Source organism: Neobacillus canaveralius (assembly GCF_047237705.1).
In the GTDB taxonomy this organism is placed as follows: domain Bacteria; phylum Bacillota; class Bacilli; order Bacillales; family Cytobacillaceae; genus Neobacillus; species Neobacillus niacini_K.
In genome coordinates, this window is sequence record NZ_JBDFLL010000001.1 from 4,204,973 (window position 1) to 4,218,684 (window position 13,712).

The 13,712-nt window shown below is 37.4% G+C and carries 12 protein-coding genes and 1 tRNA gene; 2 read left to right on the forward strand and 11 right to left on the reverse strand.

Going from position 1 to position 13,712, the window contains the following annotated elements; genetic code table 11:
- The first annotated feature begins 132 nt into the window (after nucleotides 1-132).
- Together ABC255_RS20760 and ABC255_RS20765 are read left to right on the forward strand one after the other, a co-directional pair.
- Entirely contained in the window at nucleotides 133-840 is a 708-nt protein-coding gene (locus tag ABC255_RS20760; protein WP_412996515.1) for a YwaF family protein, read from the forward strand.
- A 68-nt stretch (nucleotides 841-908) separates the two neighbouring features.
- Nucleotides 909-982: transfer RNA gene (locus ABC255_RS20765), tRNA-Arg, on the forward strand.
- 62 nt (nucleotides 983-1,044) lie between these two features.
- Here the strand turns inward: ABC255_RS20765 and sda (ABC255_RS20770) are convergent.
- The 11 genes from sda (ABC255_RS20770) to garR form a co-directional block, all read right to left on the reverse strand.
- Entirely contained in the window at nucleotides 1,045-1,182 is a 138-nt protein-coding gene (gene sda / locus ABC255_RS20770; RefSeq protein ID WP_412996517.1) for a sporulation histidine kinase inhibitor Sda, read from the reverse strand.
- Nucleotides 1,183-1,312: 130 nt separating this feature from the next.
- The gene (locus ABC255_RS20775) at nucleotides 1,313-1,549 is read right to left on the reverse strand and encodes a hypothetical protein (RefSeq protein WP_412996518.1); all 237 of its coding nucleotides are present in this window, start codon (nucleotides 1,547-1,549) and stop codon (nucleotides 1,313-1,315) included.
- A gap of 24 nt (nucleotides 1,550-1,573) precedes the next feature.
- Nucleotides 1,574-2,689, reverse strand: coding sequence for a UDP-galactopyranose mutase (gene glf / locus ABC255_RS20780; RefSeq protein ID WP_412996520.1), 1,116 nt, complete (start codon nucleotides 2,687-2,689; stop codon nucleotides 1,574-1,576).
- A 122-nt stretch (nucleotides 2,690-2,811) separates the two neighbouring features.
- Nucleotides 2,812-3,828, reverse strand: a complete 1,017-nt coding sequence (locus tag ABC255_RS20785; RefSeq protein WP_412996522.1) for a glycosyltransferase family 2 protein — start codon at nucleotides 3,826-3,828, stop codon at nucleotides 2,812-2,814.
- A 177-nt stretch (nucleotides 3,829-4,005) separates the two neighbouring features.
- Complete coding sequence (locus ABC255_RS20790) at nucleotides 4,006-4,632, reverse strand: hypothetical protein (RefSeq protein WP_412996523.1); 627 nt, start codon at nucleotides 4,630-4,632, stop codon at nucleotides 4,006-4,008.
- A gap of 6 nt (nucleotides 4,633-4,638) precedes the next feature.
- Nucleotides 4,639-7,086, reverse strand: a complete 2,448-nt coding sequence (locus tag ABC255_RS20795) for a beta-glucosidase (RefSeq protein ID WP_412996524.1) — start codon at nucleotides 7,084-7,086, stop codon at nucleotides 4,639-4,641.
- Between the two features lie 103 nt (nucleotides 7,087-7,189).
- Nucleotides 7,190-9,937: a beta-glucosidase gene (locus tag ABC255_RS20800; protein WP_412996526.1), complete on the reverse strand. Its 2,748-nt coding sequence runs from the start codon at nucleotides 9,935-9,937 to the stop codon at nucleotides 7,190-7,192.
- Between the two features lie 261 nt (nucleotides 9,938-10,198).
- Nucleotides 10,199-11,506: an ATP-binding protein gene (locus ABC255_RS20805; protein WP_412996528.1), complete on the reverse strand. Its 1,308-nt coding sequence runs from the start codon at nucleotides 11,504-11,506 to the stop codon at nucleotides 10,199-10,201.
- Nucleotides 11,503-12,213 carry a LytR/AlgR family response regulator transcription factor gene (locus ABC255_RS20810; protein WP_412996529.1) on the reverse strand — a complete coding sequence of 237 codons (711 nt, stop codon included), beginning with the start codon at nucleotides 12,211-12,213 and terminating at the stop codon, nucleotides 11,503-11,505. Before ABC255_RS20810 ends, ABC255_RS20805 begins: the two co-directional genes overlap by 4 nt.
- Nucleotides 12,214-12,369: 156 nt before the next feature.
- Nucleotides 12,370-12,498: a sporulation histidine kinase inhibitor Sda gene (gene sda, locus ABC255_RS20815; protein WP_412996530.1), complete on the reverse strand. Its 129-nt coding sequence runs from the start codon at nucleotides 12,496-12,498 to the stop codon at nucleotides 12,370-12,372.
- A gap of 256 nt (nucleotides 12,499-12,754) precedes the next feature.
- On the reverse strand, nucleotides 12,755-13,639 hold the full coding sequence (gene garR, locus ABC255_RS20820) for a 2-hydroxy-3-oxopropionate reductase (RefSeq protein WP_412996532.1): 885 nt from the start codon (nucleotides 13,637-13,639) through the stop codon (nucleotides 12,755-12,757).
- Between the last annotated feature and the right edge of the window lie 73 nt (nucleotides 13,640-13,712).

Below are 13,712 nucleotides of genomic sequence, written 5' to 3' on the forward strand. Positions count from 1 at the left end.
TATCTTCGACAAACTATTATATCATATATCAGGTAAACTTAGATTAGGTAGAAATTTCTTTTAACGATAATGTTCGTGGTTACTAGTGACTTGCATATAATTTATAGTACTAAATCGAAAAGGGTGATCCTCATGGGATGGTTTGGAGGCAGTTATAAGGAATTTGATTTTGAAATGTTTTCAATCAGCCATTTTGTGATTATAGCCCTACTTTTTCTTGGTTCTGTTTTAATTTATATCAATCGAGATACTCTTAGGGGAAAAAACTGGAGAAAGGCAGAGGTAGCGGCAGGGTTATCTCTACTATTAATAGAAGTAACGTACCATATTTGGATGACGGTCAACGGCACGTGGGATGTCAGTCATGCCATTCCATTAGAATTGTGCAGTATCAGCCTGGATTTATCCGTGCTGTTATTGTTAACGAGGAAAAAAATCATTTATGATATATTGTTATTTACAGCCTTATTGGGAGCTTCTCAAGCAATTTTTACACCATTATTAAATTTTGACTTTCCTCATTTTCGCTTTTTTCATTTTTTCTATACCCATTTAATGGACATTTGGGTTGTCTTTTATTTCACTTGGGTTGTAGGTTATCGACCAACCATTTGGTCGGTTGTAAAATTGTTCGTCTTTTTGAATGTTTTAATGCCTATTATTATGCTCATCAATAAAGCAGTGGAAGGTAACTATATGTTTTTGAGCCATAAACCAAAAAGTCCCAGTCTATTGGATCTTTTAGGTCCGTATCCTTGGTACATCTTATCTATGGAGTTTCTATTAATTTCCCTTAGTCTCATCGTTTGGTTAATTTTCCGAAAAAAAAGACTTGGTTAGTTTTGGGTATTTACTTATTGACCTTTTCAGATTAACTATTTATAATAAGTAACGTTCCCAATAAAAGTGTCCCGATAGCTCAGCAGGATAGAGCAACAGTTTCCTAAACTGTAGGTCGGAGGTTCGAATCCTCTTCGGGACGTCAAAAAGCCTTGATTTTTAAAGGCTTTTTAATTTTGCTCTTATTTAATATTTTAATCAATCTCAGTTTTCCATAAAAGATTCATTAATTATACGCCTATTGATTTCTTCGGATAATAATATTATGAAATCACTGCTTACATTGGAGTTTATTGCTTCGTTGTATATCTCTAGTAATTGTTTCATACTCAGTTTATGCATAAATTTTTTCACTCCACTTACCTTTAATACATTTTATTATAAAAAGAACGCTTTAAATGGGAATTTCCCTGCATCTGACACACAGCCAACCTATAAACGTTCAGCTGAGACTTTCTTACTTTTCACATGTTTACCCATCTTTGTTTAGATGTAGATTCTGTAAGCCCGCCTGTTTAACCAATTCCGGCCAACTTAATTTTAATCTTCGGCAAATGGTGGTACTATAAATTTTATTTTTCTTCTTAGAAAGATCGTAATCCCTTTGTCTAGTAGACCCAATTCGTACTAATTCATTTTTCAAATCTATAAGGATTTCTTCATTTGACTTCATCTTGTCACCTGCAATGATTCTAATCGACCTCTTCATTTATCTATTAAAAACACAAAAGAACTACTTAATACCTAAAACCTCTTCTGCCTTACGTAAAGCAACTTCAACAACCTGGTCCATATTATAATATTTGTATTCCCCTAGGCGTCCTCCGAAAATAACGTTACTTTCTTGTTCAGTCAGTGTTTTGTACTTTTTATACTGCGCACTGTTTTTGTCATCATTAATTGGGTAATACGGCTCATCGCCTAGTTTCCACTCCACGCTGTATTCACGTGTGACGATTGTTTTGGGCTGCGTGCCGAAATTAAAATGTTTATGTTCTATGATTCGTGTATAGGGTGTCTCGCGATCCGTATAATTGACCACAGCATTGCCTTGGAAGTTATTTGTATCCATAACCTCAGATTCAAACTGTAAACTTCTGTATTCCAATACACCAAACTGATAGTTGAAATATGCATCAACGGGACCAGTGTACACGACCCTATCTGCAAGACTATCCCAATAACTTTTGTCTTTTAAATAGTCACTATCCAGCTTCACTTCAATGCCTTCTATCATTCGTTCAACCATTGTGGTATAACCGTCTATTGGGATTCCCTGATAAGGATCGTTAAAATAATTATTGTCATACGTAAATCGAACCGGTAATCTGCGGATAATAAACGCCGGTATCTCTGTACATGGACGTCCCCATTGCTTTTCTGTATAACCGCGAATGAGTTTCTCATAGATATCGCTGCCCACGAGGTTAATAGCCTGATCTTCAAGATTTTGCGGGTTTTCAACATATCTTTCCCTACGCTGCTGCTCAATTTTCTCCTTTGCTTCATCTGGAGTGGTAACGCCCCATATTTTGTTAAACGTATTCATATTAAAAGGTAAATTATAGATTTCACCATGATAGTTGGCAATTGGACTATTGGTATATCGATTGAATTCAGCGAACTGGTTTACGAATTCCCATACCTCTTTATTGGTGGTGTGAAAAATATGTGCCCCATATTTATGTACTTGTATATCTTCGTTTGTTTCTGTATAAATATTTCCGGCAATGTGGCTCCGTTTATCAATAATCAGGCAGGTTTTTCCGGCTTTTTTTGCCATATGTGCAAAAACCGCACCATAAAGACCTGCCCCAACGATTAGAAAATCATATTTTCTGCTATTCATTGTGATCCAACTCCTAAAAATTTTTCTGTGGAACGGTTTCTTCCTGCTCCCACATAACTTAACCATCATAATTACAGAAAACAGCTTCAGGGCGATGCTGAAACTGTTTTCTATAATTCCTATTAGTTAAAGCCTACCACTTTTTGTGATATTTTATATGCACCTACGGAAATACTGCGTCCTGCTCGACCGGGTAGATTCATTAAATGACCCATCATGCCATATCTAATTTCATGATACAATTCATGATCTCTATCCTTAATATATTTCCATAACTCTTTTTTCTTTATCAAATTTTCCTTCGTGCCTGAACGAATTAGCAAGATTGCGGAAACCACCGTAACAATTTCAAGATGATGAAGCATATATTCACGAAGCTTTGGATGATAAATATCGTTCACATCAACTTGCTCAATCATGAGCTTGTTCACTTTAATCTGTTGGTCTATTCTTTTAATCATGACCCTTTCGTTAACCGATTGGTCTTCTCTGCCTATAAAATATCGATAAAAGTCCACGTTGAGATAGAAAATCTTTTTTACGTGCGCTAATGGTTGATATACATATAGATTGTCTACATAAAAGGTATGCTTGGGAAGTTCAAGTCCACATTCTCTCAAAATCTGTGTTCTATAAATCACAGAGTGCATTAATAGATACTGTCCTTTACGGAAACGCTTGATATCATCCCAAGTGAAAATTTCTCCTTCTAGAAGAACATTTTCATATTTCATCACTTTTTTATACTTTGCGCCTTCTTTTTCATAGACAAAATTACTTATGAACATATCCACTGACTGTTCTTCCGCAACAAATTTCTCTAAAGCATTTAAAATTTTGAGATACGCTCGTGTATCTACCCAATCATCACTATCTACAACTTTAAAATAAGTTCCTGTGGCATTTCGGATCCCTGCATTGACCGCTTCACCATGTCCGCCATTTTCCTGATGAATCGCTTTTATGATGGTTGGATACTTTCTAGCATACTCATTGGCAATTTCTGCTGTTTGATCAACCGAGCCATCATTTACGATCAGTATCTCAACACATTCTCCACCAGGTAAAAGGGACTCAATGCTATATCTCATATATTCCTGTGAATTATAACAAGGAACGACAATCGATAATAATTTCATAGTCTTCCCACCTTCCTGATTCCTGAAGTTTAGCTCTTGTTGTAAAAATATTTATAAGTTCTAGAAAAACACCAAGAACTAAAATGGTGCTATTTATGTTATAACTCTACTATAACTCCTTAGTTGCTTCTTCATTTGTCAGCCGTTACTTAACTAACAAATGAAGCAAGTAAGGAACTATTTTTGAGTCTCCTGTTTGAAAATGATTTTAAATATTGGGAAGAATACCCAGAAGGAAATCGCACTATTGATGACCATCGTAATCACATCCGCCGTTGTCTCACCGACTGAGCCCATTCCCCATGTATTCATGAATAAATTATAAATTGGGGCCTTGTAGAATCCTTGAGCCGCAGCTGCACCAATTGTGATCCCAATATACGCAACTAAGTACCAAAAAGCCGCATTCCAAATGTTGCTGTTTGATTTAAATGTGATGCTTCTTTGGGCGAAAAAGTTAATGATCTGAGCGATCGCAATGGTAATTTGAACAGCAAGGAAATAGGCAAGCCCACCTCCGCCTCCGGACGCAAGAGTACCCACAGCATAATCAAATACATAATAGTCACTGCCATCAAAATTTTGTCCAAATTGTAAAACTTGAAAACTCGTACTAACTAACGGGGTTTGAGCGAATATGCTCTTAAATACTGGCATTAATACAAGTTGTAATGTCGTGATCCCATTACTTAGCAAAAAGAACACTAAGAATTGAGCTGTATTAGGATGCTTATCCTTATATCTATTCCAGATACCTGCCATTCCAGCCCCTGTTTTATTTGTTTCTACCTTACCGTTACTCATCCTAGTTTACATCTCCTTTGCTGCCTGTACCATGGTTGTTTTTGACTTTTCTCCCTCCATCTTTTTCCTTCTTTCCTTTAGTACGTGTCGCAAACCTTTCAAAAACTGACCATTTACCATCATCAAGATGCCATCCAACATCGGCATATTGATTACACCGCCTGTCATTCTTGAAACACCACGGAACGGCATATGATAGATGGACATCATTATAAGGTTGGCAGTACTTCTCTTTCCGATTTTTCTAAGGAACCAATGAGAGAAATGGATTAGTTTAAATGCAAATCTAGCAGCTCCACCCTTTGCATACTGACACTGGGCAATCGTATCATTGTAGCCCAGCGGTTTTGTTCGATCCCATTTTGATTCTGGCACCTTGCTTCCAAGCAAGTTTTCAAATTCTTCTAAACTGACATTGTTTGCTTTCCCAGAGTAATAAGATGGCAGTTTCGCTTTAACGTATGGAAGTGGTGCTTCTGTACCTTCCATAGCAATCACATCTACCAATCTGATATCTGTACTTGAAGAACCAATCAAGATTTCATAATCAGCAGATTCAATTTCCCAACTATTTGTTTTCACATTAAAGTAACGGAATGTTTTATTATCAAAAGGGATGGAGACTGTTTTTGAAGCACCTGGATTTAAGAATACTTTCGTAAATCCTTTTAACTCCTTTTTTGGTCTAAAAATATTTGTAGACTTACAGCCAACGTATAGCTGTGCAATTTCACTCCCAGCCATTCCGCCCGTATTGGTCAATTTAAATGTGACAGCATCCTTGGCAACTTGGATATCGGAGTATTCAAATTTTGTATAACTGAGTCCATACCCAAACGGGAATAAAACATCTACATTTGCTGTATCGTAATAACGGTAGCCAATGTAAGGTCCTTCACGGTATTCGACACTAACCTCTTTCCCTGGGAATTGATAGTAAGAAGGTGTATCCTCGTAGCGAATTGGATACGATTCTGCTAGTTTTCCTGATGGATTCACATCACCTGATAATACCCGTAGGATCGCTTTTGCCCCGGCTTGCCCACTTAAATATCCATGCACTAGCCCTTTTACCTTATTAATCCATGGCATTTCAACTGCTGCCCCAGCAGATAGAATGGCCACAATATTTTTATTAACTTGGTATAAAGCGTTCAGTAACTCAATTTGGTTTTCCGAAATCTGCATCGTTTGTCTGTCCAATCCCTCAGCTTCCGTTACTTCATCCAATCCTATATAGATAAGAACAACATCTGCTCTTTTTGCAAGTGCACATGCAACATCTATACTTTTCTGACTTTTCTTCCCATAGCGGTCAAATCCTGCTTCAAATCCAATGGTCTCAAATCCGCATTCCTTGACACACTCTAACGTACTATCTAATTTCGTAGGATTTACAATCGATGAACCTGCGCCCTGATAGCGTGCTTCTTTTGCAAATTCTCCGACAATCGCGACTTTTTTTCCTTTTTGAATGGGCAATATTTTATCTTCGTTCTTCAATAGAACGATGGACTCTTCTGCAACCGTTTGTGCCATTCGATGATGTTTTTCTTTATCAATCTCTTTATGTGGTTCCAGCAAAGCTTCCTCTGTTGTAAAAATGAGGTCAAGCAACCGATCAACATTTTCATCTAGTACTTCTTCTTTTATCTTTCCCGTTTTAATCGCTTGAATGATCTCCTCATTTGTTTCACCTGCCGTTGTCGGCATCTCTAGCTCATTGCCAGCAATTAATCCGGCTACCCGATCATTGCTTCCGCCCCAATCTGTCACGACAACACCCTCGTACTTCCATTCATTCCGGAGGATTTCTCTCATTAGATGAGTATTTTCATTGGTATAGGCGCCGTTCAGCATATTATAAGCAGACATAACTGTTTTGGTCTTACCTTCGTCTATTGCAATTTCAAATGCAGTTAAATAGATTTCTCTAAGCGTTCGTTCATCGACAATTGTATCAATCGCCATTCTGCGCTCTTCCTGATTATTAACAGCAAAGTGCTTCACACAGGCAGAAATTCCATGTGATTGAATTCCTCTAATCATCCCTGCAGCCAGTTTGCCTGCTAGGTATGGATCTTCACTAAAATACTCAAAGTTTCTTCCAGCTAAAGGATTTCTCTTCATATTAATCCCTGGCCCTAAAAGAACGTTCACCCCTTGTGCAACAGCCTCTTCACCTAGGTACTCACCCATTTTTTCTCCAAGCTCTACATTCCAGCTATTCGCTACTGTCGCTGCTGTAGGAAAACAGGTTGCAGGGATACTTGCATTCAGTCCGAGATGATCTGCAGCTGCGGCTTGTTTTCTGATTCCATGAGGACCATCAGCTAGAAACATACTGTTTATTCCTAGCCGTTTTATATCCTGGGTTTGCCAGAAATCTTTTCCTGACATTAAGGATGCTTTCTCCTCAAGAGTCATTTTTGCGATTAATTCTTTATATTTCATTTTAAAAACCTCATTTATACATTCGGCGGTCCCTGGAAAAAGAACCGCCGAATTTTATTTTCTATCCATGTTGATTTTCACACGATGAGACTCAACTACTTCATTACTTGTTTTGCATTTTCCAAGAACGAGAAACTGCATAAAGTGTATTCTTACTCGCTCTTTGTAGGTTTTTAATTGTGTTAATTTGAGTAGATGGATCTTTAGCTGCTTCCAGCCATATTTTGCTGTTGTTTGCTCCACCCTTCCAAATTGCCATAACGTCTAGAGAAACATCTCCACCTTCATAAAGCATTTGCATAGGATTCATATGTTCATACATGTGAGCATCAGTTAGTACTAAACCTTTAAAGCCCCATTCATTTCTTAGAACTTGATTCAGCAGACCTTCATGGCCGCCTGCCCAATGTAAACCAATGTAGTTAAACGAAGACATCACACCAAGACTTCCGCCTTCTTTAACAGCAATTTCAAATGGCTTTAAATAGATTTCTCGAATTGCCTGTTCATTGGACCAAGTAAAGAGTGTCGAGCGAACACCAGTTTCACGTTCATTTAAAGCAAAGTGTTTGATATAAGTGATTACACCCTTTTCATTTGCTCCCTTTACCACTTGAGCGGCAATCTTACCTGAAAGAACACCATCTTCACTATAGTATTCAAAGTTTCTTCCGTTAAATGGTGTACGATGAATATTCATTGCAGGAGAATACCAGCCGTTATATCCAAATGCTTGTGCTTCTGTTCCGACACTTATTCCCATGAGATAACCTGCATCAGAATTCCACGTAGAAGCAGTAACACTTGGTGCTGGATAAGTAACACCAACACCCTCTACTCCCATAATAGGGCCGGAATAGGTATTGGAAGCAATGGCCATCGAACCATCAGGCTGTAATGTTTTTGGAACTCCAAGTCTTTCAATTTCAAGTAGTTGGTAAGCACCAGTACCACTGATGTTAGACATTTCTTCAAGTGTTAATTGCGAAACAAATTCGTCCCATTTTGGATCATTGTAATCCACGTCTACCATATCAGAAAGCTTTATCGTTTTATCTAATTCTTGTCCATACTTTGGTAAATCACCAGAAGTAAGTCCCAATTCTTTGTCAGTAGGTACTTGGTACTTTATTGCATCAAGAATTTCCTGTGAAGCAACGAAATCTGAATCCTGAGGTCCAGTAAAGGCACGACTATCTTGATTCCATTCTCTCGTTAAATAATCATCAATATGAAGAGCATCTTCAAACTGGTTAGTTGCGACTTGAGAATCTGTGGATCTACCGCCGTTTTCAGAGTTATAAACGATATTGCTGTCTAAAGAGTATTTTTCTGAGTCAAGTTTTGTATGAGCATCTTCCATTAGCATGATTTCATATTCACCGGCCTCAAGTACATACGCCTTGTTTTCTTTATAATCGTACGATGCCATGTCCTCTAGGTTAAATTTAAGAGGATATATTTCTGTCTCACCTGGCTTAATTTCGTTTGTCTTTTTGAATTCTACAAGGTTCACTGTTGATTTTTCAATTGCACCCGTATACGGAGGATTATAATAAATTTGAATCGAATCCTTACCAGGTACATCTCCTGTATTCTTGACCGCTACACGGACAGTCACCTTATTATCGTCTACCTTCATATCTACAATTTCCTTTTCGAATGAAGTGTAACTTAGACCATGACCGAATGGAAATACAACTTCTTCATCATAATTGTAATTCTCATCTGTCATATGACGTGTTTCATAATATTTATAACCTACATAAATTCCTTCATGTAACTGAGTAAAGAACCCTATATCCTCAGTTTTCTGTGTTAGAGGATTTTTTGCTTGAGGTGCATTTGTGTAATGATTCTTGCCTTCTGCCCAGTCCCCATTTTCTTCAAGTTTCATATAGTTATTTGCTGCAGGCATACTCATTACATTCGAAACCCATGTATCTACTAAATGTCCCGAAGGATTTACCTTCCCGTTTAAAATTCTTGCTAAAGATTTTGTACCGGATTCTCCAGGGAATCCAATCCATACAACACTTTTAATCGAAGGGTATTCGTCTAAAAAGTCTAGTTCCAAAGCATTAGTTGAGTTAATGATTAAAACAACATTCTTAAAGTTTGAACTTACAACGTCAACCATATCTTTTTCTTCTGCTGAAAGCCCGAGGTCATTAGGTCCTAATTCTGTCATTTCCCCGCCGCCACGACCAATTACAACCATCGCTGTATCCGAGAACTCTTTTGCGTGTTCGATAACAGTTTTTCCATCGTTATATAAATTAGTATCTTCATACGCTTTCTTAGGTACTTCAGGGAGTATAAGGTTTTCAGCGGTTCCTAAAATTTCAGAATCACTTTTGTTTTCAGGTGCAGACGTTTTATCAATGGAAATGCTGCCCTTTTTATAAAAATTATAATGAAGGTATAATAAATCTTGGTTTAACTCAAAATTCCCATCAGGGCCTTGAAGGGCATCTTCAAGTTTTACTGCATTTGCCACATTGGTTGCTGTTGAACCGCCTGAGTTAAATAATGTAACGACAGATCTTGTCCCAAAAACATTAATCTTTGCTTTTTCTTCTTTAGAAGTTGCAATTGGCAGGAAGCTGTCGTTGTTTTGCATTAATACAAAACCTTCATCTGTAATCTTCTCAATTGACTCTACAGCTGTGGAGTACGAAAGTTTTTGTTCTTGTGTATCTGGCTTGAATTTAGCCAGCAGCCAGTAACCTGATGAAGTGATAACAAATCCATAAACTAGCACTCCAGCAAGTAAAACCACAAAGGTACTTAAAGAGATGAGTATATTCCTTTTCTTCTTGCTCATCTTGGTCTTTTCAGTTTGTTGCATTACATTGTTCCCCTCTCTAAATCTTGTTTTTTCATCAAGAAAACGGATATCGTTGTCTACGCTTACATAAACCATTTAACTCCTCTAAACCGCTTTACAACGAAATATTAACACATTTATTTCTTTCTTTTAGAGCCCTTTCCTAAACTGTAGGAATTTTTGCATGAACTGCACATATATTGCACATTATCAATAAAAAAAGGCTTGGTTATGTATTTTGCACATAATCCAAGCCTTACTATTTTCGTCATCTACCACACACTAGACCGGTTTGGGAATTAGGATCTTTAGTTCAAACCAGTTATCCTTCTGATCCAAATTAACCACCCCGCCATACTTCTGAACAGCATATCGGATACTCTTTAACCCATAACCATGATAATGCGGATTTTCTTTTGTTGTTGCCGGTAGGTCCCCGTCAAGCTTAAGCTCTCCCTCAAAGTAATTTTCAAATCGGATCATGATGAAACCTTTTTGAGAAAATACGGAAACATGAATTAATCTTTTTTCTTCCTCTTGAATCTTTTGCTCATATTCAATCGCATTATCTAGAGCATTACCAAAAATTGTACAAATGTCGATAACATCAATCCCATTGAGCAAAGTTCCATCTGCTACACAGGTTAACGTAATGCCTTTTTTTAAACAATACATGTTCTTGCTTGTCAGTAATGTATCCAACACATGGTTTCCCGTCTTATGCTGGGCTTCGTAAGTTTTAATTTCATTTTCCATCTCTGTTAGAAACTCGTTTCTCTTTTTTGAGTCCTCTTCTGCTCTTAAAGCGATAATTTGATTCTTTAAATCGTGGTACTTAAAGTTAATTATTTCAATACTTTCTTTAGATTGTTGATATTGCGAATATTGATTTTGAAGGATATTTTCCACAGCCTTAAGTTCATGTCTTACCCTCAATTCTTTTAATTGAATATGATAGGCATATAACATTGTAAACCCGCCTAAATCCACCAAGGTCCGAATATTGAAGATATCTTGAGCATATTTCCCGCTAAAAGGCGTTCTTGCCGTCACAAAACTTAAATTGCTGATACCAAAAACGGCTGCTCCTATCACAACCGTTGACCATAATTCACGAGGTCGAATATTTAATTTCCCGCCATCCGGTATTTGGCGTTTTTCTAATAACCAAATCAATAAAAACGAAACCCCGTAAACGACAATGAGAATCAACACTGCCCATAACCAATGACTGTTAATCCCATTCAAAAAAAAGAAATGCACCTGCCATTCCAATGAAGCGACTAACTCAGCTGCAACAAATGCCCTTGCACTAAAATATCCAGCCTCTAAAGCAGTAATGTCGCAGCTCCTATAGATAAACAAAAACATCATTCCAATTGCCACAACCATACTTGGAATCCAAAAAACTATAGGTAAATCTTTAGTCAACACCAAAAACACAGCTTGTCCTATCAGAATAACTGCTGAAAAAGCTGAAAGCCTCCATCCAGTTAGCAGCTTTTTTAATACTGAGATGTAAATGAGGCAAGCCATCCACTCAGCCAATGCTGTATAAAGCCTAGGGATATCTGGAAGGGCTTCACTCATTTAATCACCTCACCCCAATAATCAGCTAAAGCTTCCATGAACCCTTTCCTTTTCGTACGGCTCACAAGAAGTTCTTCCCCCTTAACTACCGCACAGCTCTCTTTCATTCCTTCAACATGTTCCAAATTTATCAAATAACCTTTATGCACACGAAAAAAATGAAAACTTGATAATTCTTTCTCCAATTCCTTCATGGTTCCTGCTGCAAGTACCTCTCCTTCTTTTGTGAAGAAAATGAGTTTATGTCCCTGACTTTCCACATAGTAGATATCAGATATTTGCAGGCGTTTAACCCCGCCTTTTACATTTATAGTAAGAAAATAGGTTTCTCTCTTCTTCATTCGATCAACTGCCCGATTCAAACGCTCTGAAAACTGAAAATAAGAGATCGGCTTTAATACATAGTCCAATGCATCGACAGCATATCCCTTAATCGCATACTGTGCAGCATTCGTTATAAAAATTATCACTACTTCGGAATCCGATTTTCTAATTTCTTCAGCTGCAGACATTCCGTCCATAAAGCACATTTGAACGTCCATTAGTATGATATCGAACTGCGCTTTATAATTTTCAACGATTTCATCACCATCCGAATATGTCTTAATTTCAAAAGTTTCCCCTCTATCTTTTTCAAACCTTCGAAGAAATTCTATCAACTGTTCTTGATAATTAATTTCGTCCTCGACTATTGCTATACGTATCATGATGTACCTCCCTAAGTGGCAAACACTATCAAATCAACCACGCATGTTCATATATTTGACCTATTAGGTTTATCTCGGGTTAATTAATGAGTTATGAAAGTTTAAATAATTTTAAACAAATATAACATAGTTTCAATGATCAAATCGATAAGTTTCCTATCTATAATTGTTATTTAATCGCTTATTGATTTCTTCCGATAACAATATGATGAAATCATTACATACATCGGACTTAATTGCTTTCTTATATATATCTAACAATTCTTCAGTACTGAGTTTATTCATCTATGTTTCACTCCATTTATCTGCAATAGTTTATCAAATAATAAAAAAATTGCTACTTTCATTTTCCTCTGATGTATTATTTATTATAGATACTAGCACAATCGGAATATTGTAATATCGTCAGAAAAATTGTATTTTTTATTCTTTTAAATAGAAATAAGCTGACTCTTTAATGAAACAAGTCAGCTTACGTAAATTATTCAGTTTACTAATGTGAAGTAAGACAATATATCTATATGAAATCCGTAGGAAGATATTATCGGCCGATAAGGATTCCAGTCAGGTTCTCATAATATTTGGCAATAGCGGAATGATCATTATGACCATGGCCGCTGTGGTGCAAGTATTGCAATATCTCCTGTACTCCTGCGGTCATAGGTACAACTGCTCCCACAGCATGGGCGCAATCCAAGGCATTGTTCAAGTCTTTGATATGCAGGTCAATTTTAAAACCTGGTTCGTCATTGCCGGCAATCATCATTGGTGCCTTGGCATTCATTACTGTGGAGCCAGCCAATCCTCCTTTGATGGCTTCAAACACCAACTGTGGGTCAACCCCTGCTTTCTGAGCCATTGTTAGTGCCTCAGCAAGCGCCTGGATATTACATGCTACAATAATCTGATTCGCTAATTTAGTCGTATTCCCAGCACCGATCTCACCGCAGCGAACTACGGATGTGCCCATTGTCTCTAATAAGCCTTTACATTTATCAAATATTCCCTGTTTACCTCCCACCATAATACTCAATGTACCGTCGATGGCTTTTGGTTCTCCCCCAGAAACAGGTGCATCCAGCATCTCTACGCCTTTTTTGGAGAGTTCAGCTGCAATCTCCTTGCTAGCCACAGGATTTATTGAACTCATATCAATATAGACCTGTCCAGCTTTCATATAATTGGCAACGCCGTTTTCTCCAAGCATAACTGCTTTTACATGAGGTGAGTTTGGAAGCATTGTAATAACGATGTCACAGGAAGAACCAATGTCTGCATTAGTACCTGCTTTGGCGCCAAATTCTATTAATTCCTCCACTGAGGCTTCACTCAAATCACTTACCATTAAATCCGTATATCCACCTCGAAGGATATTCTTCGCCATAGGTTTACCCATAATCCCTAAACCAATCAACCCAATTTTCATTTTTATTCCCTCCATCATACATAAAATTTTATCCTGTTTCATTTTGGAATCATGTCCGAAAATGGAAGTCATA

Bases quoted from the DNA above. Each gene is read 5' to 3' on its own strand.
- ABC255_RS20760 (WP_412996515.1), top strand. From the start codon at position 133: ATGGGATGGTTTGGAGGCAGTTATAAGGAATTTGATTTTGAAATGTTT.
- sda (WP_412996517.1), bottom strand. From the start codon at position 1,182: ATGCATAAACTGAGTATGAAACAATTACTAGAGATATACAACGAAGCA.
- ABC255_RS20775 (WP_412996518.1), bottom strand. From the start codon at position 1,549: ATGAAGAGGTCGATTAGAATCATTGCAGGTGACAAGATGAAGTCAAAT.
- glf (WP_412996520.1), bottom strand. From the start codon at position 2,689: ATGAATAGCAGAAAATATGATTTTCTAATCGTTGGGGCAGGTCTTTAT.
- ABC255_RS20785 (WP_412996522.1), bottom strand. From the start codon at position 3,828: ATGAAATTATTATCGATTGTCGTTCCTTGTTATAATTCACAGGAATAT.
- ABC255_RS20790 (WP_412996523.1), bottom strand. From the start codon at position 4,632: ATGAGTAACGGTAAGGTAGAAACAAATAAAACAGGGGCTGGAATGGCA.
- ABC255_RS20795 (WP_412996524.1), bottom strand. From the start codon at position 7,086: ATGAAATATAAAGAATTAATCGCAAAAATGACTCTTGAGGAGAAAGCA.
- ABC255_RS20800 (WP_412996526.1), bottom strand. From the start codon at position 9,937: ATGCAACAAACTGAAAAGACCAAGATGAGCAAGAAGAAAAGGAATATA.
- ABC255_RS20805 (WP_412996528.1), bottom strand. From the start codon at position 11,506: ATGAGTGAAGCCCTTCCAGATATCCCTAGGCTTTATACAGCATTGGCT.
- ABC255_RS20810 (WP_412996529.1), bottom strand. From the start codon at position 12,213: ATGATACGTATAGCAATAGTCGAGGACGAAATTAATTATCAAGAACAG.
- sda (WP_412996530.1), bottom strand. From the start codon at position 12,498: ATGAATAAACTCAGTACTGAAGAATTGTTAGATATATATAAGAAAGCA.
- garR (WP_412996532.1), bottom strand. From the start codon at position 13,639: ATGAAAATTGGGTTGATTGGTTTAGGGATTATGGGTAAACCTATGGCG.